Annotated in this window: 22 protein-coding genes and 1 pseudogene; 22 read left to right on the top strand and 1 reads right to left on the bottom strand. The window is 55.2% G+C overall.

Annotation, left to right across the window (positions count from 1 at the left end; translation table 11 throughout):
• Positions 1 to 150 precede the first annotated feature (150 nt).
• The 12 genes from P353_RS05980 (at position 151) to P353_RS05930 (ending at position 11,156) form a co-directional block, all read left to right on the top strand.
• Entirely contained in the window at positions 151 to 1,044 is an 894-nt protein-coding gene (locus P353_RS05980; RefSeq protein WP_003054942.1) for a ParA family protein, read from the top strand.
• A 15-nt stretch (positions 1,045 to 1,059) separates the two neighbouring features.
• A complete protein-coding gene (locus P353_RS05975) occupies positions 1,060 to 2,748 on the top strand; it encodes a hypothetical protein (protein ID WP_232776292.1) in 1,689 nt (562 codons plus the stop codon).
• A 16-nt stretch (positions 2,749 to 2,764) separates the two neighbouring features.
• The gene (locus P353_RS05970; protein WP_034366710.1) at positions 2,765 to 3,388 is read left to right on the top strand and encodes an STY4526/YPO1902 family pathogenicity island replication protein; all 624 of its coding nucleotides are present in this window, start codon (positions 2,765 to 2,767) and stop codon (positions 3,386 to 3,388) included.
• Between the two features lie 49 nt (positions 3,389 to 3,437).
• On the top strand, positions 3,438 to 3,884 hold the full coding sequence (locus tag P353_RS05965) for a hypothetical protein (protein ID WP_003054945.1): 447 nt from the start codon (positions 3,438 to 3,440) through the stop codon (positions 3,882 to 3,884).
• A gap of 12 nt (positions 3,885 to 3,896) precedes the next feature.
• A complete protein-coding gene (locus P353_RS05960; RefSeq protein ID WP_034366707.1) occupies positions 3,897 to 5,654 on the top strand; it encodes a hypothetical protein in 1,758 nt (585 codons plus the stop codon).
• Positions 5,655 to 5,779: 125 nt separating this feature from the next.
• On the top strand, positions 5,780 to 6,232 hold the full coding sequence (locus P353_RS05955) for a hypothetical protein (RefSeq protein ID WP_034366704.1): 453 nt from the start codon (positions 5,780 to 5,782) through the stop codon (positions 6,230 to 6,232).
• A 28-nt stretch (positions 6,233 to 6,260) separates the two neighbouring features.
• Positions 6,261 to 7,385 carry a PFL_4669 family integrating conjugative element protein gene (locus P353_RS05950; RefSeq protein ID WP_034366703.1) on the top strand — a complete coding sequence of 375 codons (1,125 nt, stop codon included), beginning with the start codon at positions 6,261 to 6,263 and terminating at the stop codon, positions 7,383 to 7,385.
• Entirely contained in the window at positions 7,330 to 7,950 is a 621-nt protein-coding gene (locus P353_RS05945) for a hypothetical protein (protein ID WP_232776290.1), read from the top strand. Before P353_RS05950 ends, P353_RS05945 begins: the two co-directional genes overlap by 56 nt.
• 66 nt (positions 7,951 to 8,016) lie before the next feature.
• A complete protein-coding gene (locus P353_RS05940) occupies positions 8,017 to 8,463 on the top strand; it encodes a single-stranded DNA-binding protein (RefSeq protein ID WP_034367042.1) in 447 nt (148 codons plus the stop codon).
• A gap of 27 nt (positions 8,464 to 8,490) precedes the next feature.
• Positions 8,491 to 8,817, top strand: a complete 327-nt coding sequence (locus tag P353_RS05935) for a hypothetical protein (protein ID WP_034366699.1) — start codon at positions 8,491 to 8,493, stop codon at positions 8,815 to 8,817.
• Between the two features lie 54 nt (positions 8,818 to 8,871).
• A complete protein-coding gene (locus P353_RS27810) occupies positions 8,872 to 9,156 on the top strand; it encodes a hypothetical protein (protein ID WP_232776288.1) in 285 nt (94 codons plus the stop codon).
• Positions 9,157 to 9,305: 149 nt separating this feature from the next.
• The gene (locus tag P353_RS05930; protein ID WP_034366696.1) at positions 9,306 to 11,156 is read left to right on the top strand and encodes a DEAD/DEAH box helicase; all 1,851 of its coding nucleotides are present in this window, start codon (positions 9,306 to 9,308) and stop codon (positions 11,154 to 11,156) included.
• Between the two features lie 63 nt (positions 11,157 to 11,219).
• On the opposite strand, the gene P353_RS05925 is transcribed toward P353_RS05930, so the two are convergent.
• Positions 11,220 to 11,516, bottom strand: coding sequence for an H-NS family nucleoid-associated regulatory protein (locus tag P353_RS05925; protein ID WP_034366693.1), 297 nt, complete (start codon positions 11,514 to 11,516; stop codon positions 11,220 to 11,222).
• A gap of 252 nt (positions 11,517 to 11,768) precedes the next feature.
• On the opposite strand from P353_RS05925, the gene P353_RS05920 reads away from it, so the two are divergent.
• The 10 genes and pseudogenes from P353_RS05920 to P353_RS05875 all read left to right on the top strand — a co-directional run.
• On the top strand, positions 11,769 to 12,206 hold the full coding sequence (locus P353_RS05920; RefSeq protein WP_034366690.1) for a hypothetical protein: 438 nt from the start codon (positions 11,769 to 11,771) through the stop codon (positions 12,204 to 12,206).
• A gap of 78 nt (positions 12,207 to 12,284) precedes the next feature.
• The gene (locus tag P353_RS05915) at positions 12,285 to 13,028 is read left to right on the top strand and encodes a hypothetical protein (protein ID WP_034366687.1); all 744 of its coding nucleotides are present in this window, start codon (positions 12,285 to 12,287) and stop codon (positions 13,026 to 13,028) included.
• A 64-nt stretch (positions 13,029 to 13,092) separates the two neighbouring features.
• Positions 13,093 to 13,338 (top strand): hypothetical protein, encoded by a 246-nt coding sequence (locus P353_RS05910; protein WP_034366684.1) that lies wholly within the window; start codon positions 13,093 to 13,095, stop codon positions 13,336 to 13,338.
• Between the two features lie 110 nt (positions 13,339 to 13,448).
• Positions 13,449 to 14,435, top strand: coding sequence for a hypothetical protein (locus tag P353_RS05905; protein ID WP_034366681.1), 987 nt, complete (start codon positions 13,449 to 13,451; stop codon positions 14,433 to 14,435).
• Positions 14,436 to 14,542: 107 nt separating this feature from the next.
• Positions 14,543 to 14,977 carry a hypothetical protein gene (locus P353_RS05900; RefSeq protein WP_034366678.1) on the top strand — a complete coding sequence of 145 codons (435 nt, stop codon included), beginning with the start codon at positions 14,543 to 14,545 and terminating at the stop codon, positions 14,975 to 14,977.
• A 492-nt stretch (positions 14,978 to 15,469) separates the two neighbouring features.
• On the top strand, positions 15,470 to 18,457 hold the full coding sequence (locus tag P353_RS05895; protein ID WP_034366675.1) for a TrlF family AAA-like ATPase: 2,988 nt from the start codon (positions 15,470 to 15,472) through the stop codon (positions 18,455 to 18,457).
• A gap of 499 nt (positions 18,458 to 18,956) precedes the next feature.
• Positions 18,957 to 19,280, top strand: a complete 324-nt coding sequence (locus tag P353_RS05890; protein ID WP_034367040.1) for an ArsR/SmtB family transcription factor — start codon at positions 18,957 to 18,959, stop codon at positions 19,278 to 19,280.
• Between the two features lie 46 nt (positions 19,281 to 19,326).
• Positions 19,327 to 19,833, top strand: a complete 507-nt coding sequence (locus tag P353_RS05885) for an arsenate reductase ArsC (protein ID WP_034366674.1) — start codon at positions 19,327 to 19,329, stop codon at positions 19,831 to 19,833.
• Between the two features lie 122 nt (positions 19,834 to 19,955).
• Positions 19,956 to 21,245: an arsenic transporter gene (locus P353_RS05880; protein ID WP_034366672.1), complete on the top strand. Its 1,290-nt coding sequence runs from the start codon at positions 19,956 to 19,958 to the stop codon at positions 21,243 to 21,245.
• 25 nt (positions 21,246 to 21,270) lie between these two features.
• Positions 21,271 to 21,460: pseudogene (locus tag P353_RS05875) on the top strand (arsenate reductase); the annotation flags it as partial.

Here is a 21,460-nt window from a genome sequence, read left to right as displayed (position 1 = left end):
TATTCAACAAAAGGTTACGAAATAACCATCGATCAAGGGTGGCTTCTGAGGGCCACTGCGGCCTAAGTTTGGGTCGCAACGGCCTACCAATGCGCGAGCGAACTTCAGCTCCCGTTGAATGGATCAACAACCATTCAACGAGGACTTTCAATGTTCATCATCACTGTTCTGGCTTCTAAGGGCGGAGTCGGCAAGACAACTACAGCTGCGAATCTGGGCGGCCTGCTGCACGACATCGGCTTTAGGACGCTGCTGATCGACGGCGATATTCAGCCGTCGCTCTCACGCTATTACCAGCTGCGCTATGCGGCACCTTTTGGGCTCACGCAGTTGGTGCAGTCTGGTGCACTGACCCCGGACTGCATCTCGCATTGCCAACTGCCACCGACTTCCTATCAAGGCAAGCTTGAGAAGGCACCTAAGAGCGAGGGCGGTTGCCTGCATATCGTTCGCTCTGACGCCAAGGACTCGTCTTTGCAGGTCTGGATGGCCAATCGCAATCCAGTGAGCATGCAGTTCAGCTTCAAGAACCCCTTGAAGCACCCTGCAATCGCTAGCGCATATGACGTGGTGATTATTGATACCCAAGGTGCTGTGGGTCATCTGCAAGATGCTGCTGTGGTTGCTGCTGATCTGCTTCTTGTGCCTGCAACGCCAGACATGATCTCTGCTCGCGAGTTCATCGCAAATGTGAAGGCACTCATTGAACGCCACGATAGCGTGTCTAGCATGGGCTTGAAGATGCCTCAGATGAAGGCATTTCTCAATAAAAGCCAGAAGACTAGCGATAGCAAGGAAATGTCCGCAATGATTCGCGAAAGCTTTATTGAGCTGAGCGGAAAAATCACGATGCTGGATACCGATGTTCCCGATGCAACGGCTTGGAAAAAAGCGGCCAGTGCCGGAGTTCCAGTGCATTGGGTTGATCCAGTGAAAGCGTCCAACACGCTTCATTCCCTTCTTTGGGAAATTGTGCCCAGCGTGTCGGAGATGTACGCATCTAACCACCCCCAATATCTCGATCTGAACGCACCCTCCAATTAATTTTAGGAGGAAAGCATGCGTACACCTGAAACCATGACTGCTCGCGAACGGGCAGCCTCGCTAAACCTAACTACGTCCCCTGGAAATAAGCAAGGGGCGTCAGCTATGACTGCACCAGATAAACCAAAGCTCACTCCAAATCAAGCACGTCTTGAGGCGGCTAAAGCAGCTCTTCATCGAGACTCTGAAAGATCAACTACCAGTTTTGATCCGATGGATGAGATTGATGGCTCCATCATCGTCTTGGATGTTTTTGATATTGATGAATATTCGCTGAATCCTCGCAAGAAAGCTAATTCCCAGCGGGCGGAAATCAAAGCGAGTATGAAGGTCGATGGTATCACCAACATGTTCTCGGTTACGCGTCGAAACCCTACGGAGAAGTATTTTCCATATGGTGGCGGAAATACTCGTGTGGAGATCGCAAAAGAGCTGGTGAATGAAGGCGTCGAGAAACTGCGGCGCATCCATGTCGTTACTCGAAAGTGGCCTGGCGAGGCTGCTGTCATTGCCGCGCACTTGAGCGAAAACGACAATCGAAGTGATATTTCGTTCTGGGAGCGAGCTCAGGGCGTGATGAATTACAAGCGTGAAATTGAGAAGGAGACTGCTAAATCATTATCCGCCACCGAACTTAATAAAGCACTTAAAGAGGTTGGATTGAGCTATGGCGTGAGGATGGTTCAAAACTTCATCTTCGCTGTCGAAAATCTCGCGTTGATTGGTAATTGGCTTCAAACGTCTGACGTGAATATAAATATTCGTCCTACCGTTTCAGCACTTCACGAAATGGCATCTAAGTTTGATAAGCGTGATGAGGTCAAAAACTCCATCGAGGAAATCTTCTTGATGCACGCGACCGATCTTGAGGCCATGGAGCAAGCGAACTCCGAGGCCGATCCTGCAAGCCGGACAGAGGTCAAGTTGGATGTTCAATCGCTGCTCACCCAGATCCAGTCTGTATCCTCGAAGCACTTTGGCATTGCCGCCGACCATATCGAGTCAGTCGTCCAGTCCTATCTCCAGGACCCGAAGCTTTCTGTTGAGGACATGCGCTCGATAGAGAGCGAGAACAAGAAGGTGCAACAGCAAGCCAAGCAGGCGCCACTGTCGGGAATGCTTGGCGGCGTGTCGGCGGCTGCATCGCCTAGCAGTAAAAAAGCCACCACAAAGGCCGATCGGCAAGGGGCGGGTGCTGGCCCAGCAGACAAGCTGGCAGCGTTTTCCGCACGGCTATCGCAGAATCTTGTGGATCTGAATGCTGTCGTACCGTTGTCGGACTTCGTGAAGCCAATGCCGGCATTGCCATACGGGTTCTTGGTGGATATTCCAGAACGTATGTCGTATTTGGGCGATCAAAAGCTCTCCGAAGAACTCGAAACTCTGCGTGTGTATCTCTGGCCATTTCTTGCAACGCAAACCGGGCAGTGCAACGCAAACCTACTCTCGAAATTCGACCCAGAAAGCCGCTGGGTAAAGGCTATTCAGGCTGGCGTTGATACGTTCCGTCAGGAGTGCACAGATAGAGCAATTCTGTGCGGGAAGAATGGGCAGCTTTATGTCACTTCTGACCATTATGGGTATCTCTTCGGCAATGCGGCGGTTGCTAGATGCTTGTCTGCACTGATGCAAACACTCGCTGAATTTAATATCGCCGTGCAAGAGGATAGCCGCGAAGCCTATAAACCGTTATTTACGGAATAAACACGTTAGTTAAGCAATGACAGATCATATTGTTCCCGTCGATATTCACACGAATCCGCAGCTAAATTTTCTGCTGCTGACGGAGGTAATTCGTGCTATCGAAACCGAGGATGGAATAGATCAGTTATTGCAGATGGGTTGCGATGCCGAACTGATTGACCAACTTCGGCATCGCAAGACTCGCGATATTCTGGATATTTCTACTAAGTTAACGAGGGTTAAACTCGTATTTTCTCCTGGCGAACTCCGGCAGCAACTGGAAGGCCTGGACCGACAACGGCAAGACGATGCACTTTGCGAGTATTTTGTGCGTAATGGCGCATCGCGTGCACTGATTACCCGGCTTTTTAAGCGCTCCGCAGACGATATTCGTAGGATGCGTGAATTGGTTGGTGGAAGCGTCACCGGCGGTAGGGCCAAATTACCCAAGAAGTTTGATGTTCGGGATCAGATTCATCAAGCTTGGGCCGAAATTACCAGCCAATCGGCGCCTGGGAAATCTCTACGTGATTGGATTTTCGAGCTGCATTCTCGTTTTGCGGAGTACACCATCGACTCGCTTTATTCAACACTCAAAGAGTTTGAAGACGCGGATAGCCTGGCTCTTCCCAGGAGAAATGCTTTCCCGGTTGGAAAATAAATCAGCCGTAGGACGTTCTATTTACAACCATTATCGATATAGCTTGAACATGAAGAACACCAAGAATTTATCCGCCCAGCTGTCGAATAGTGATAGTGAATTTCTGAAGTCCGCACTGTTTCTGGAACTCATCGGCCAAGAGCCCATCACCATCAACCGCGCATTCGTGGATCTCACTGGTAACGTCTTAAGCGCACTCTGGCTTACCTATGCGATGGAGCGGGAACGTCGCAGCGAGTCGGAGGATTTTTTCGAAATCCTTATGTCATCGTCATGCTGCACCAAGGACACCGGCATAACGAGGGCACAGCAGCAAACCTGCCGCAAGACCCTCGTGGACTTGGGCATCCTGCATGAGCAAGCTGGTCAGGGCCGCATCATTACCTATCGGATCTCGAAGCGGCGCTTGCTTGAGCTTTTGCAGCAGCAAGCCATGCCCTTGGCCAGCGCAATGCGCAGTGCAGCGACAACCTCCGTAGCCGCAGCTGCGCACTGATGGAGCTTGTCAGTGCGCGGCTCTCTTTCACTCGCAGCAATTCCAACAGTTCGTTATGAACTGCCGGAGGATGCGCCGATCCACCAGGGTGCCGAGCAAATTTTTCTGCATCTGGACGATCGAGGTTTCGTTCCATTTCATCCGGTGCTGGCTGAAAAATTCGGCCACAAAGCCGCCATCTTCGTGGGCATGGCGCTCTACTGGACGCGCCACAGTCTCCGCAACCATCCCGAGCGCGGTGGCTGGTTCTTTATGTCCTTGCAGCAGTGGAAGTCGGCCATTGGGCTGACCCGCACCGAGCAAGCCAGTGTGCGCGAGCTGCTGATGGGCGAGGGCGTTCTCGAAGAGATGCTCGTTGGGCGTCCTGCGGTGCTGAACTACCGCCTGAACGTACCTGCACTCGCCAAGGCATTGGCCATGCGCGGCAAGGGGCAGAAACTTACGTGGGACTTGGCAAGTAGCTGGTTCAAGGGCTGCAAGGTCTACTACAAGCCCCTGGCTGATGTGGCTGGAAGCATCGCAGGCGGGCTGTACTTGGCCTATCTGCTGCAGCGGCACCGGGAGTGTCTGAAGCTAGGCCAGCTCACCGATGGCGCTATCCCGGTCAGCCAGGATGAAATCTCAACAGCGCTTGTGCTCGGTCCGAAGGTCCAGCGCAATGCTCGGGAGCGGCTGAAGAAGGCTGGATTCATTAACGAGGTCGGCATCGGCGGAGCTTTGGTCCGCATTAACTTCGACGCCATTCTGCTGTGCCTGCGTGGGCAAAGCATCAAGCCTTTGCCTCGCAAGGCTGACGCGGACAAGGCTACTCCTGCGGCGTCAACGAAGGCTGCACCGTCAAATAGCGCTCCAGCCACGAACCAGACGCTGGACCTGTCCGGGCTTTCATTCGCGTTCTCGCAAGCGACGCTTGGACTGTCCGCGACCCCGCCTGCTCCCCGCCCGCGCGATCTCTTGCTGTCTTTTTTGAACGACGATCTGGTGCCTCACAAGCCTGTCGAAATCCGACAAGCTGGAGCTACTTCTTCGATCAGTGAGCAGCCCGCCAAGTCGGAGCAAATCTCCAATGCCAGCAAGGAGTTAGCGAAGAGCTTTAGCGATAAGGGTAGCGAGGGTGGAGCGAAGGAATCGTTTGCCGTTTCCTGCAAACAAGAGCCTGACTCTTTGGACGAAACCTGCAGGCTTGATCTGCCGTTTCCCGCAATCAATATTCAAAGGACTTCTATTCAATCCACTACTACTTCGCCGGTGAACACCAGCAGCACGGCTGACGTTCAGGCAGGTGAGGGTGGTAAGTCTTCGAGTTCGGACAAGCTGAATGCCGGACTTGCCTCTGGCCTCATCTTCCCCACCTGGATTGAGAAGTCACTGCACGCGTCCCTCTCCAAGGTGCTGGCCAAGTTTCCCCTTGAGCAACAACAGCAAGCGTTGGACGAGATGGAAGGTGCGAACCGGCGATTTCATAAAGTGAAGTCGCCAGTGGCCTGGCTAAACAGTGTGGTGAAGAAATATAGAGCCGGCGAATGCATCTGGGCGTATGCCCCCGTCATCGCTGCAGAGCGCATTGAGTTAGCCAAACAGGCCGATGCTCAACAGGCCCAGAAAGAAGCATCGCTGAAAGCTTTTCACGAAGGATCGGCCAACGCCGTCGCCAATCCAGTGCGAGTGGCGGTCGAAGGCAATGGGCCTTTGGGCAAAGAAGCGGCGCGTGCCAAGTTGCTTGCTCTTCGCAATGAGCGGGCAGCGAAGGTCGGAATGGCGAAGAAATGAGCTGACTTCCGAATAACCCGAGATGGGCCATATGGCACTCAGTGCCAAGTAGCTCGAAATGACCCACACGGCACTTAGTGCCATGTAGCTCGAAATGAGCCACAGCAATTTTCAAGAGAAGCAATATGAGCTATCAGAAATCAGGGAACGATCTATTTATTCAGCTCGTTCAGCAATTCAGAAGCTACACGGATGCTGCGGTTCTTTGGGTCTTACTCAAAGAGCGGGGGGATATTGGAGAGATCGCCATTACGTCTGGGTCGATCACTGAAGTCGAACTGTGCAGAACCATTCCATTACCCACCGTAAAACGAACTCTCCAGCGGTTGCAAGAGACTGGATTTATTAATGTCCGCGTGCAGAAGAACACGAAAACGCTGGTGACCGTGAATCGCGATGCGGTACTCGATTTGCTAAGACAGCCCATTGCCGAGCGGCTGCCATCAGTTAGTAAGAAGCACTTTCCATTTATCGACGGTTGGAATGAAGACATCGCTAAAGAAGCTGTGCAAGTGGCAATAGAGAACGCCAGTGCCGACGAGGGCGGCAAGTCGGGAGAAGTCCCGGACGCTGGATAGACGAAGTATTTAATTTAAGGAGAAGACCTTGGCTACTGATCGAATCAAAACAGACCCCGGCTTTCAGCCAGTAATGCTGGCCGGTGTATTGGGTGCAGGTGCACCAGGCATTAAATTCGCCACCGACCCGAATTCGCCATTTCGTGACGGCTACTCAATTGCTGGTGAAGAAGCTGCTTTGGCGGCATTCATCCAGGCTGGCGCGTCTGAAGACGATCCTTTGTTTGATCGCTATGTAGAGCTGGAAGATCGCAAAGAGCAATTCCAGAAGATGCAAGCGGAGCGACGCGATCGTCGTGGTGCGGACGCGGTGGTGACGAACTCCGAAGCGCAAGGCATTGATGATCTCGGGCCGCTGACGAACGAAGGCGTGGACCAGATGACGATTCACACCATCGAGGCCCACCGACTTTTTCAGGGGCGATCTGGGGAGCCTGAAAAGCGCTTGAACGCGATCATTGGCGGCAAGCGCGTTGCTTCCTCTCTGCGGACCCTTTGGGTACTGACGAGCCGTGACAACCCATATGCAGATTGGGCACTGGTACGCCATGAGTACGGCATCTCGCAAGTTCAAGAGTCGTTGCGCACCCAAATCGCTAAAGCCGAGGAGCTGCTGGAGAGCCAGCGCAAGCGCGGCCTGAGCCTGAGCATCGTTCAGTCCGCTCGCCCTATGACCCTGAACCTCGGATTCCGTAGCCCTTACGGCTATGCGATCTCCATGTTGATCGTGGACTACGACTACTTTGTTCGTATCCAGAAAACGCTGCAGCGCAAGAACTTGCTGAGTGATGAGCAGGCGCGTGCTGTGCTGAGCGCAATGAGCCGCGCCATCCTTGGCGTGTTCTACGGCACCGCCCGATTCGACAAATGGCTCGGCCGTCCAGAGATTCGTGAGCTGAGCCGTTCTGACTGGTTCAGTGCAGACCCGGAAGCTGCGAAGCGAATTCAGTTTGTGGTGAGCACGTTTGGTGCAGTGCCAGCCCAGATTTACAAGGCCGAGGTGAAGCCTTCGCATTCGCGCCGACTCATCAACATCAGCGAAGCCGAACGTGCGTTGCTGCAGCAAGTTGGCGACCAATTGCAGCAGGCGCAAGAGCATGGCTCCGATGCATCCGCATCTACTGGCCCAGAAGCTACAGCCACCGCTGATTAAGACCGCGCGCAGTCGTTTGGAACTGATATTGAAAGGGATTGGTGTGAAAAGGGATCTGGAAATAAAAGGGGCTTCGCAGCACACCGGTCGTGGCCGAGTCGTCAACAACGTGCTGTGGGGTCGTCAAGCCCTGGCGGATCAGGACTGTCAAGATCGAGCTGACGTAAAGGCCCTTACGGGTAGGGGCACCCTGTCCAGATTGCGCCAGAAACTTGACGGCATCGACGCAATCCTGAAACAGATGCGCGATTTGTCCGAGAAGTCGAAATCTGTTCCAGGACTGAGCTTCTATCTGGTCGTGCACCAGAAAAACACAACGGGCTATGTCTTTCTGCGCTGGCGCCAACGCATGGGCTCGAACCGCCATTTGAGCTTTGAAGAAGTGGAGGAGCTTGCGTCAGGCCTGCCCAGTGAACTCCGTCAATGGTGCATGGCAGCGTCCAAGCGCGCTGTGGCCTTGAATGAGGAGCACCAGCAGACGCGTGGCGATATCAAGCGTATTCGCGTGAGCGTGGACAAGGCTCCTGTCTTTCTCTATCCGCGCTCCCCGATTTCGACCGTCTGAGTCCGTGCCTGGGCTGACTTGGTGCAGCAGCTCGGGCATTCAATCCGCACTGCAAGGAAAATGGATATGTCGCAATTGTTTATCGGCAAGGGAAACCTGGGCAGCTCTCCTAGTCTCAGGACGCTCAAGGGTGGGCCTAATGGCGAGTTTGATGTCGCCAGTATGCGTGTTCGGTTCAGCCGATACGGACGCAACGAGCAAGGCGGAATCGAAGAAGTCGGCGGTTTTTGGCGCGAGGTGGAAATCTACGGCGCGAAGGCTCGCGATGCCGCGCGGCTCCTGCGCAAGGGAGCCAGAGTGCTAGTGATGGGGGAAGAGCTTGAGTACATGGCGCGCGATGAGGCTTCTGGCGGCCAAGTGATGGTGTTCAAGATAGAGGCCCAGGATGTCGCACTGCTGCTGTCGCGTGTGAAGAGCATTGAGTTCGAGGCTCCACGCCGCTCGTCCACGGAGCAGTCGGATAGCCCCACGGGCGAAGTGCAGGAACCCTACCACGCAGGCCAGCCTGCTTAACGACCGTTTTTTACCAAGGAGCACATCTTGACTTTACATCCCGATCGACAGGCCTCGGACGACATCACATTGCTTGTTGATGGTCGATTCACCATGGTGGTTGCACCATCGCCAACTGTGAATGAAGAATATGCACCAGCATTCTTGGTCGTGCGAGATTCCAATGGCAAGGATGTATGCGTGGGATATTGCAAGCTCCAGTTTGATGGTACCTGGCACACGCGTCTCACGGTCACATACGATGAGTCGTCGCAGTCGGACTCTATGTTGATTGGCGACTTTGATAGTCGCGTTGATGCGGTGGTGCAGTTATGGCTTGTCCGCCGTGACTTCAGCTACCAGATGACAGAATAAATATCGGTTTTCCTGTGGCGCATGCTCAGTCGCCAATTGAGTCCACAGGAGAATATGGTGAAAGAAAAATATCAATTTTTGGGGCTCGTTGTTCCCGATCCAGTCGATCCGAATTTCGATCCTGTGGCATGGGCCAAAACTTGCCAGGAAGTATTCAATAAAAATATCGCTCTGATCGGAAAGTCCTACGACACTTTTATCTTGAAGTGTTCCAGCGATTTTGATCCGCTTATATCGGGGCTGCAGGTTTCTGATTCAACGCTCACATGGGCGCTATGGATGGCCGAAGGTTGGGGCTATGAGTCACCAGCAACAAGAGTTGTTCGCGAGGGGCTTTGATGTTGCCAAGGCCCGTCACGATCCGCCCGCCGGATCTCCTTATCAAAGCCGTCTCGGATGGACGCAGGCTGGGCCTGCAGCTCCTGACAGTTCCAGGTGTGAGCCGTCCACTTGCAAACTACGATGCTTGGTGGAGTGGAGCTCGGCGCATGTGGCTGCTTCAAACTACCGACTCCAGATATGCCGACGATGTGATTAAGCATGCGTTTGCTGGGCACTTCGTGGATATGGAGCAGCTCGATGTGCAACTGCGCGCCGCTGTCGCAGCTCCTGATCCCGACTACTTCTCGCAGCTGCTTGATGTTCAGATATTCCCGTTGGTGAAGGGCGATCTGACACGCGGTTCGTGGGCGGTCAGCTTTACCTATGACCCGCTATGTGTGAAGGCGATGCGCTCGTTGGGCGGCTACTTCCACAAGCATGCGTCAGCGTGGCAGGTCAGAGCCGATCCTGAGCTCATCATGGAGCGGCTGGCCAGCATTGCCGGCGTGTCGTCGGAGTTCGTATTCGTCCATGAGCAGCCGGTGCTCATCGAAGAGTTGACCACAAGCGGCAACGAAGGCTCGCCAATCAGCATGCCCGCTGCATCGCCACCGCTGGGCGGTGGCGGCGGGCCTGGTGAAGAAGAGGGCACCGGTTTCCTGTCGACCGAGCATGGCCACGTCGATGACATGCCGTATGACCGCGTGGCCCTGGCCAGCCTGGTCGCCTGTGGCGTGCTGCGCGACTACCAGGCCGAAGGCGTCGCACATATGCTGCGCCAATCGGGCGCCTGCATGGGCGATGACATGGGCCTGGGCAAAAGCCGTCAGACGGTCGTGGCATCCCGGATGGCTGCCGGCAGCGGCCGGGTCCTGATCGTATGCCCTGCATCCTTACGTTTGAACTGGGAGCGAGAGATCAAGATGGTCTACCCCGACGCTCGCGTCGGGATGATCGGCGAGGACCGGATCTCGACGCTGGCCGGGTGCGACTGGGTGATCGGCAACTACGAACGCATGGGCGGCCTAGTGCGCGAGACTGAGCTGGAGTTCGCGGTGATGGCCGTGGATGAAGCCCACTACCTGAAGGAATACAAGAGCGGCCGCACGCGCAACGTGTTCCTGCTGGCAGCACGGATAGAGCGATGCTTTGTCGTCACCGGCACGCCGTTGCTCAATCGCGAGATTGAGATGCATACGCTGCTGCGCATCACGGGCCATCGCGTCGGTAGTCTCACGCTGGCTGAGTTCCGCAAGAGTTACGCGGGTAGCCCAGAGAAGCGAGCAGCATTGGCTGCTGCGATCCAGGGCTGGATGATCCGCCGCAGCAAGGATGTGCTCAAGGATCTGGGTGACAAGGCAAGGCAGTTTGTGCCTCTGTCGCCGGAGGGGCTTGATGTCTACAAGGAGATCTATGGCGACATGACCCTGCAGGCCATGCCCAAGATCGTTCGCCTGCGTAAATGCCTTGAAGGTCTGAAGGTTCCGTACCTGGTCGAAACCGTGCAGGCAATGGGAGAGGACGACAAGCTCATCATCTTTTGCGAGTACATGAGCACCGTGGAGGCCCTTAAACAGGCCCTGGCCAGCCTTGGCGTAGGCTGTGTCTCGTTGGTCGGCTCAGATAGCTTGAAGCGTCGCCAGGCTGCGGTAGATGCGTTCCAGGGGGACGCAAGTATCAAGGTATTCATTGGCACAACCATGGCTGCGGGCGTGGGTATCACGCTGACGGCTGCCAACATCGTGGCATTTGCGTCCATGCCGTGGACGCCAGCCTTGATGCGCCAGGCAGAGGACCGGGCCTATCGCTTGGGTCAGATCCGCGATGTCCTGGTCCTCGTGCCAATCATCCAGGGCACCATCGATGAGGGCGTGCTGCAGCTGCAGGAGAACAAGCACACCACAGAAATAGAAGTGGTGGAGGCAGCCAAGAAAGCATTGCCTGTCCAACAACGAGCGGCTGTAGAAACAGTGCCAGATGAAGCTCGCGAGGAAGTGCTGGCACTTGAATATGCCTGATCTATTTTAAGTGCTCATAAAAAATGGCCACTTAGTGGCCATCTAATATCAAACCTGCTGCAATCATTTGATTTCGAATTGCGAGCGATCCTTATCTTTGATCCAGACAGGAGGCTTGCCACGGCCTGTCCAAGTTTGACCTGTCTCAGGGTCACGATACTTGGGGTCAACAGAGCCGCGAGTTGCTTTTGCTTTCGCTTGGGGGAATATATCGTCTTGGGTCAATCCATATGTCGCGATCAAACCCCTAATCTGTTGCACGGCTGTGCCGATTTCGCTTTTACGTGCTGCTTCAATCTGGGCTTCGAGTGTTGCGCGTTGGGCCAGCAGATCCTTGTACGACACCGCAGAGTTAGACATCAATATGCTCCATTAAAATTACAGAACATATTATGAGGCATTTTAAGAGATGATGGCTACTTTGCTGGAAGCAAGGATTGCGTTGCGCTCAGTTTCGGCGCTAAAATCGACGCAAATTGGCTCTTCGGAGCTTTGTAGCATCTGAGTCCTTGAGAGATGTGCATCAGCTCACGCTGGCGAGGACATTCTTCAACCCCACGGGATAACACAATCCCGTCGGGGACCGTGTTGCCCAACATCTAGGAGCAACACATGCATCAATCTCAACGTTCTGCCAAGAAGCCGGCATCCTCGCCTTTTGACGTGGATCGCCAGCTGCTGGTGAACATGATCTCTCGCGTCAACGATCCTGTCGTAGCACGCATATTTCTCAACACGTTGGATATGTACCCGGATCTGAAACTTCAGTTCCTAGGTGCCTATCTGATGGCGGAAGAGACGGTCAAGCGCTCGCAGATTCGATATGCAAAGGCTCATGACTTGGGTCAGGCTGCTGCGCGAATCAAGCGAAAGTGTTTGGAGTTGCTTGGTGGCCTTTGGTCACTTAGCGTTTGCTTAGCTCGTTGGGCCCGCGTGGCTCTCAACGAGTACAAGCTGCAAAAGTCCCACAAGTCGCCTAAGCCACCGGCTCCTTCTGCCAACGTCATCATGCTCCCGTTGTCTCGCAAGGCAACTGGCACAGATAATTAAGCAGAAGCTCTAACCAACCCATTACCCGAAATTTGTCGGGTAGTGGGTTTTTCTTTGCTTGAAATATTTGGAGGCCGTATGAATAAGAAATCAATCCTTGAACGCTATCTCGAATTGCATCCATTGAGGGCTGCAAGGCGTGGCGCGTCATTGGATATGGAGCTCATTGAACGTTGGTACTTTGAAATTCAGCTCCGAGGCGTTGCGAAGATCAAACATCAGATTGCACATGCGAAGCGAACCGCCACCTCATTGGTGAAAGCTCAAAGTAATTTTGAGAACCTCAATCCAGCTCAATTGAAGCAATTGAAGGATGCCTCAACGATGATGCGCGATCTCGCAGAGTCGCTGGTTCCGCTAGAAAATTGGGCTAAGAGCTATAAGGAGTTCTACGATAAGACGGTTCTTGCCGATCAGAATGAAGAGTGCGATGCGTTTGCGCAAGCACGCTGGCATGGCGATGAAGTGGAGTTTCAGCTAGAGCTTGAGTTATTGCTTGAGGCTGACAACGTCAAAACGCGCAGTTGCGTTGGTGATTGGTTTCATTTGAATAAGCGGTATCTCAACGTACCAGCAAATGAATTTATCCTGTCGTTATATCTGACCTTTCATGAGAAACAAAGCGTGAAGGAACGGATGCGGGCAGTAGCCTATTCATTTGTTTACGCCTCCGCTTGTCGCAGGGAGCATTCTGAGTTGATGGGCAATCAAAAGTCCGTGTACGTGGGTACCAAAGACATTGATGCGTACCTGGCATACCGAAAAGCAAATGTGCAGGCTTCGGCGTCTGCGGCAATGAGCAAGTTGGGTGTCAACCTATAAATCCCTGATGGGCACTAGATGCCCTGGGGCAAGTGTCCATCTTCCTTATCTACTGGAGATGAATATGAACCTCGAAAACACCTTTGAACGTCCAAGGAATTACAAATCCATGGTAAATGCAGAGAAAAACCCGAGCATTGAATTGTTGATGGACCAGGTAATGGTGATTGCATCAATTTGGACATTAGCTTCAAACGATGCCTTGGAACCCTCTGCTAAAGAGAAATATAAGGCTCGTGTTGTACTGGAACAGGATCATCTTCGCACGATGCTCCAGGAAGCGCTCACAGCGAAAGACGGGGTTCTGTAACTTTTCCCGTATTCACTGGGTGATCTTCTTCTAACTCTCTTTTTACCCTTGGGGCACCGTCATGCCCCTGGGGGGACTGTGCCCTTTCTGCTTTCAACGAAAGGAATCCCATGTCCAAGCACTTAATTAATCAAACGAACGTGAACGGCATTGAAATGGTTCTGGAATGCGGCTACGACCGCCCAACAGGCTCATTCTTTGCCAATATTCATTCCGAAGGCGACATTTACTACACCTCATTGGTGGAGCTCAGGTCCAAAGACTCGGGCTGGTTGCTCACCGTGACTGCAGAGCATGGCTTGGTAGTGCCTCGCAAAATGATGGATCGCCTTGCTATCGAAGCAATGTTCGATGGGAGTAACGATTTCATCGAGCACGAGCCTTACACGCAAACGGAATCCGACAGACGACTGCTACAGCTGGGCTTTCGCCAACAGATGCCGTCCGTGCTGCCAACCGATAACCCTGTGTGGGCTTGGTTCACTGACAGCGAGGAAGATCTTGGCACATATGCTTTGCTGCAATCCAAGGACTATCAAGCCTATGTGCCATCTCTGCTCTGTGATGTCTTGCCACAAGAAGGTGAATGGCCGGTACTCGATGAACAGGATGTGCTCAAGCGTCTTGACACGATGCATGCGCGGCTCTTGAAGGGCGCTTTCCAGAAGCATCCTGGCGAAGGCATAGGAGCGGTTCTGAACCGCATTCTGGGCTTTGTGCCGCCCATTCTGCAGCTCGAATCCAAGTTGTTCGTTGTCTTCTCGGATCACGAATTCGTACAAGATAAGACGGGCTTCTGGGCTGGAGATTGTTGGGCTGGCTTTTCCGCGGCGAAGGTGTTCGGGCCGTGTGAAGTGACAGCAGAGGAGGGCGAGAACTGCATCCCTATTCACGAGGCATATGCCTTGGCGAGCGGTGCATTGCTCAAGGTCCAGTCATTTGGTGTCAAAAGCATCGCTGACGATGATCTATGCGCATCTTGCGGCCACTGCAACTATCGTCCAGGTGATATGAGCAGTTGCAGTAAAGACTGGCCTGGATACCAGGATTCCGATGGGTATCTGAAGGTGTGCTTTGCGTCCGATATCGCCATCTAAAGCGCAAGCTATTTGAACCTCGCGCTGGCCAAGGGCCAGCGATTTTTTAACCCGGACGGGCGTTGTCGCCCAGTCGGGCCGCGCCTTTCCAGTTTAGAGAGTTGGAAATGAACGCAACTAACAATCAGCCGCTTTGCACAGCTGCGGATCGTCAGAGCTACGCACTGACTGCTGAACAGGTCGCCATTGCCATCGCTGGCCACGATCTCCGCACATTTAAGGGGTGGACAGCAGCCGCGTCATCATTACTCGCTGATGCGCCTTTGATGACCGGCATTCAGGAGAAACATAGCCCCTATGTGATCCTGAAAGCGGAGTTCAACGGAAAACCAGAGGTCGTTTTCTTCTACAACGAAACCAATGGCCTCTACTCCCCAGATCTTGCGTCGGACTTCGACAGCAGTGCCTGGTGTAACGATAGTTGGGATGGCGTCGAGGCTGAAACCAACATCGCTACATTGACATGCCCAGACTTTGTGACCCTGCGTCACGAGCAATTGCTTAGGCAAGTCACTAACGACTCTATGAGTCCTGGCAAGTAATTGCCACACCCAACAAGCCCAGCTCACAAGTTCTTGTGACTGGGCTTTTTTCATTGGTGGTGCCGGGCCTGCTGTCCTAGCTTCCTTGGCCGTCTCTCGATCACGGAAAGATGCGCAGAAGGTGCGTTACCTCGATATGCTGCGTACTCCGGTCGAACTGACCGGGCTGAAGGCCGTGACCGACTGAGTTCGGCCAGAAGCTGTCGTTCGGCATGTGGCCGCGAACGGCAGGTCTAGGCTGATTTGAGTCGTTTAGAGCCGTTTAGAGCGCAAGGCCTTAACGGCAGCGACCATGCCAACAACTGTCGTTGCATAGTGGCCATCGGGCTGATGATGGCCTGTCTTCAGTTGCGTTTTAGAGACCTAACGCTGCTAACAAAAGCAGTAGTTTGGCTCAGTAGAATGTCCTGTTTGTGATTCAATTTGTCACATATGCGTTGTTATTGTTGACAGCGCGACATGAGTAATTGCAGGCAAAAAGGAGATGGCGCAATGCTTGGAAAGTCCAACCCTGGGGGGGCCAAATGGCATCGCTGGGATCCGCATATTCATGCACCCGGAACAATCCTGAACAACCAGTACCGTAGCGAGGATGCATGGGGGCAGTTTCTTGCGAAGCTGGAAGGCTCTGCGCCGCGCATTCGGGCCATCGGTATCACGGACTACTACAGCGTCGATACGTATGTCGCGGTCCGAGAGCAGAAACAGGCGGGACGACTGCCGGATGTGGACCTAATCTTTGCCAACGTCGAGATGCGCTACGGAATCGGCACCAGTAAGGGATCGCCAATCAACGTCCATCTACTAGTGTCGCCGGAGGACCCCGATCATGTGGAGCAGATCAGGCGCTTCCTGCGCGCACTCACCTTTGAGGCCTATGGCGAGACTTTCCGCTGCGACGCTTCGGACCTGATCCGGCTGGGGCGAGCCCATGACAACTCCATCCTGGATGATCGGGTTGCCTTGGCAGTTGGTACAAATCAATTCAAGGTCAGTCCGGAGCAGCTACGTACGGCATGGAAAGGCAGCACTTGGGTGCAGGAGAACGTCTTGGTTGCGGTGGCTGCCGGAAGCACGGACGGTTCTTCAGGGCTTCAGAGCGATGCATCCCTGGCGATCTTGCGCAAGGAGATCGAGCGCTTTGCGCACATCATCTTTTCGTCACAGCCTAAGCAGCGCGAGTTCTGGCTCGGGCGGGGCGCCGTATCCATTGACAAGTTGTCCTCCGACTGGAACGGCTGCAAGCCGTGCCTGCACGGCAGCGACGCCCATGCACCGGAGCAGGTTGGCGAGCCACAGTTGGATCGTTACTGCTGGATCAAAGGGGATGTCAGCTTCGACTCTTTGCGGCAAGTGTGCCTGGAACCGGGCACCCGCGCCTTCATCGGCGCTTCGCCGCCGCGCGGAGCGCTGCCCTCGCATGTCATCGCGTCGATAAGCCTCACTGATGCGCAGTGGATGAGCGCGCCTTCGGTGCCGCTCAACCCGGGGCTGGTGGGCATCATCGGCGCGAGGGGATCGGGAAAGACCGCGTTGGCGGACCTGATTGCTGCGGCAGGCTTCGCGCTGTCCGGAGACTTGGACGAGCGGTCCTTTGTCCGGCGCGCGCGCCGGCACCTCGACGCCAGTACCGCCAAGTTGGTATGGGAGGACGGTACACCAACGGAGGTCAACCTGAGCGAACTGGAGAATGCAGGATTGTTCGGGTCGCCGCGCGTGCAGTATTTGTCCCAGCAGTTCGTGGACCGGCTCTGCTCGGCCGAGGGGATGACCGATGAACTGCTCGCGGAGCTCGAGCGGATTATCTATATGGCCCATCCGAGTGAGGACCGGATGGGCTCGACAACGTTCCGAGAACTGCTCGAACTCAACGCCGCGCACGGCCGCTCGATGCGTCAAAGCCACGAGGAAGTGCTTGCGGAAACCACAACGCAATTGAACCTAGAGCGTGGGCGTCGGGCGGCCTTGCCTGAGTTGCAGCGTCAGCGTGCGGAGAAAGCGGCAGGCCTGGCAAAGGATCGCAAGGATCGGGACAGCCTGATCGGGCAGGGCGGCGAGGAGCGCGCGAAGCAGTTCGACGTCGTGTCCAACGCGGCGGAGGCCGTGCGTTCGCGCATTGAACAGGCGCGTCGGCGTCGGCAGGCCCTGGGTGCACTGCGCGACGAAGTGGCCGACACACGGGCCAACAAAGCGCCGCTGCGATTGCGTCAGCTTCAGCAGGCACATACGGATGCTGGCCTGGGCACCGATGCCTGGAAGTCATTTCTGATGGACTTCTCTGGAGACGTCGATGGCATCCTCACGGCGGCTATCAAGACAGTGGATGCCCAGATCATGGCCATGATGGGCACTCCGTTCAAGGAAACGGATTCGGGGCCGGGTACACCGCCTTCTAATGTTTCTCTTTTGCCTGATGGTGCGAACCTAAGCCAGCAGACTTTGGGCCTGTTGGAGCGGGAGGCGGCTCGGCTTCGGGCCTTAATCAATGTCGATGAACAGGCCTCCAAGGCGTTCAAGCGCCTGTCGGAGAAGATCTCACGAGACGCCGCCGCACTGGTGAAGCTCGACCGGGACATTGCTATGGCCAACCATGCCGAAACCCGAATCAAGGAGCTGATCGATGAGCGGCGCACCAGCTACGCCGCTATTTTCGACGGCATCCTGGAAGAGGAGAAAGAGCTTTCCGCACTCTATGAGCCGCTTAAGCATCGCCTTGAAGCTGAAGATGGCGCATTGGGGAAGCTGGCCTTCTCGATTCGGCGTGCCGTCGACCTAGAGGCATGGGCACAGCGGGGCGAGGAACTGCTGGATCTGCGCAAGGCTGGCCCCTTTAAGGGGCGCGGCGCGTTATTGGCGGCCGCGCGGGCCGAGCTGCTGACGGCTTGGGAGGGCGGCACCAGTGCCGAGGTTGCCAAAGCAATGGCAGATTTTCGTGCATCCCACGAAGCGCAGCTACTGGACCATTCGCCGGTGGAACGATCGGATGCTGAGGCGTTTCGCGAATGGGGTGGGCGCATTTCCGCCTGGCTCTACGGCACTGACCACATCAAGATCACATATGGCGTGCAGTACGAAGGGGTCGACATCGAGCAGTTGTCGCCCGGCACACGTGGGATTGTGTTGCTGCTGCTGTATCTGGCAATCGACCAGGAAGATGATCGGCCGCTGATCGTGGACCAGCCGGAAGAAAACCTCGATCCCAAATCCATCTTCGATGAACTGGTAGAGCGGTTCCGCAAGACCCGCCTTCGCCGTCAGATCATCATCGTGACTCACAACGCGAATCTGATCGTCAACACCGATGCCGACCAAGTCATCGTGGCCAAGTGCGGGCCGCACCGACCGGGACAGCTGCCAGAGATCAGCTATCAGAGCGGCGGGTTGGAGAACCCAAACATCCGGCGTCAAGTCTGCGAGATCCTCGAGGGTGGCGAGGCCGCATTCAAGGAGCGTGCGCGGCGTTTGAGGGTACGGATGTAGTGCCTCTGGTGGTGCAATACGACCGACTCTGAAGCTGGTCAGAGGGATTCAATTTGCAGCCTATCGAGGCCGGGCATGGGACTAATTTGATGTTGGGCTCATCGCCAGCTTGATCGCTATATCGCTCAAGCTGGCATTAGCCTGTGATGACAGGCGGTAAGGCATGCTCCCGTTTAATGTTAGTGCAGGTTTTTATTTGAGTGCATTCGCTGAGTGACCATACCAACGGACTTTTCCCTTACGACTGACCATGAGGTTACCGGCTTTGACCGGTCATATGATCTCAGAGCGTGTAGGAACACAATCGCTGCATAGCCGTCGTAGAACGGTGGAGTTCAGATGGCGGCAAAGGGTCGAACGGCGACAGCGGCAACCGGCCAGAAGTGGTCACTTGGTGTTTGACTTCATAAGCGGTCATTTGCCGATTGCGGTCGTAAAACAGTGACCACAATTTCCACATATTTATTCATTGTTTCAACAGTTGATGTATTATCAATCCATGCAAGAAGCAAACGTCATCCGCTCACTATCCGCACTGGCCCATGAGGCCCGATTGCGCGTATTTCGCGCCCTTGTTGTGGCTGGACCTGAAGGCCTGACACCTAGTGCCTTAGCTGAGCAGCTCGGCATCGCGCCGAACGCGCTGTCCTTTCATTTGAAAGAGCTGTTTCATGCCGACCTGGTCACCCAGGAGCGGCAGGGGCGAAACGTGCTCTATCGCGCGGCCTTCCCCGTGATGAACGATCTGTTGGCATATCTCACCGAAAACTGCTGCCAGGGCGCGGTTTGTACCAATGACGCCGTTGCGTCGTGCGAGTGCTAAGCGTCGCTGCAACCTTTTCCCATCCCTAAGTCCCGCTGCTAAAACCATGTCTGACAACAAAGCTCCCCTGAACGTCCTGTTCCTGTGCACCCACAATTCGGCACGCAGCATCTTGGCTGAGGCCTTGCTCAACGATATGGGTCAAGGCCGTTTTAAGGCCTATTCGGCGGGCAGCAGCCCCCGAGAGAATCAGCAACCCAATCCGCTGGGGCTGCAAGTGCTGCAAAAGGCCGGTGTCTCGGTAGATGGTTTGCGCAGCAAGAGCTGGGACGAGTTTGCGGTGTCTGGCGCGCCGCATATGGATCTGATCATCACCGTGTGCGACAACGCCGCTGGTGAAGTCTGTCCGTTTTGGCCTGGTCACCCCGCCACAGCGCATTGGGGCTACCCGGACCCCTCGGAAGGCGATGCCTCTGACGATGCAAAGCTGGAAGCCTTCCGGCAGACGATGCACATGATTCGTCGTCGCCTGGAGCTATTGGTGAACCTGCCGGCGCAAAAGCTGGAGCAGGCTGTGCTGCAGTCCACGGCGCGTGAACTCTCTTCGCACTGAATCCCGTTACTGCCATTGCGATCCAGCTCCAAAGTCTGGATTGCAGCACCAGGCTTCACTGACGTCCGCACGCTGTGGGCGGCACTGATGCCGACTCATAGCTTTTCTAGGACCTATACGTCATGTTGACGGCCATCCTGATTTTCATCTTCACCCTGGCGCTGGTTATCTGGCAGCCACGCGGCCTTGGTATTGGTTGGAGCGCCTCGATTGGGGCCGGTATCGCGCTGCTGATGGGAGTCGTGCACTTGGCTGATATTCCGGTGGTCTGGCATATCGTCTGGAATGCCACGGCGACCTTTGTCGCCGTCATCATCATCAGCCTTTTGCTGGATGAGGCCGGTTTCTTCGAATGGGCTGCATTGCACTTTGCCCGCTGGGGTGGTGGCAGTGGAGTCAAGCTGTTTGCTTTCATCGTGCTGCTGGGGGCCGCCGTTTCGGCCCTGTTCGCCAATGACGGAGCCGCCCTGATTCTCACGCCCATCGTGATGGCCATGCTGGTGGCGCTGGGCTTTTCTCCGGCAGCAACGCTGGCATTTGTCATGGCCGCAGGGTTTATTGCCGACACCGCGAGTCTGCCGCTGATCGTCTCCAATTTGGTGAATATCGTCTCCGCCGACTTTTTCAAGATAGGCTTCAACGACTACGCATCGGTGATGGTGCCGGTCAACATCGCCTCGGTCCTGGCCAGCCTCGGTGTGCTGTTGCTGTTTTTCCGACGCGATATTCCTGCCACCTACGACGTGGGCCAGCTCAAACAGCCCTCGGCTGCGATCAAGGATGTGGCCACCTTCCAGGCTGGCTGGGTCGTGCTGGTCTTGCTGCTGGTCGGCTTCTTCGCGCTGGAGCCCCTGGGCGTCCCTGTCAGTGCCGTGGCCGCCGTGGGAGCTGCGATCTTGTTGGCGGTGGCTGCGCGTGGCCATGTCATCAGCACCAGGAAGGTGCTTCATGGCGCTCCATGGCAGATTGTGGTGTTCTCGCTGGGTATGTACCTGGTGGTCTATGGGCTGCGCAACGCGGGGCTTACGGATTACATCGCCATGTTGCTGAACCAGTTTGCAGCCGGTGGCGTGTGGACCGCTTCACTGGGCACAGGCGTGCTGTCTGCGGTGCTGTCTTCCATCATGAACAACATGCCCACGGTCTTGATCGGAGCTTTGTCCATCGACGCATCCACGGCCAGCGGGACGGTCAAGGAAGCCATGGTCTACGCCAATGTGATTGGCTGCGATCTCGGCCCCAAGATCACGCCGATTGGCAGCCTGGCCACGCTCCTCTGGCTGCATGTGCTCGCCAAGAAAGGCGCAACCATTGGCTGGGGCTACTACTTCAAAGTCGGTGCGGTGCTGACCATGCCCGTGCTGCTCATCGCACTTGCAGCGCTGGCCTTGCGGCTCAGCGTGGCGTCTTGAATCTTTGCAATGGGAATCTAGCGCTATGAGCGACATCACGATTTACCACAACCCTGCTTGCGGTACCTCTCGCAATGTTCTGGCCCTGATCCGCAACAGCGGAGTGGAGCCCACGGTCATCGAATATCTCAAGACGCCGCCTGATCGCGCCACGCTGGTGGGCCTGATTCAAGCCATGGGCCTACCAGTGCGCGATGTGTTGCGCCAAAAAGGTA

The organism is Comamonas testosteroni, assembly GCF_000761245.1.
GTDB lineage: Bacteria > Pseudomonadota > Gammaproteobacteria > Burkholderiales > Burkholderiaceae_C > Comamonas > Comamonas testosteroni_C.
Note: the sequence above shows the minus strand (reverse complement) of the source record. Positions and strands in the feature narration are given on the sequence as shown.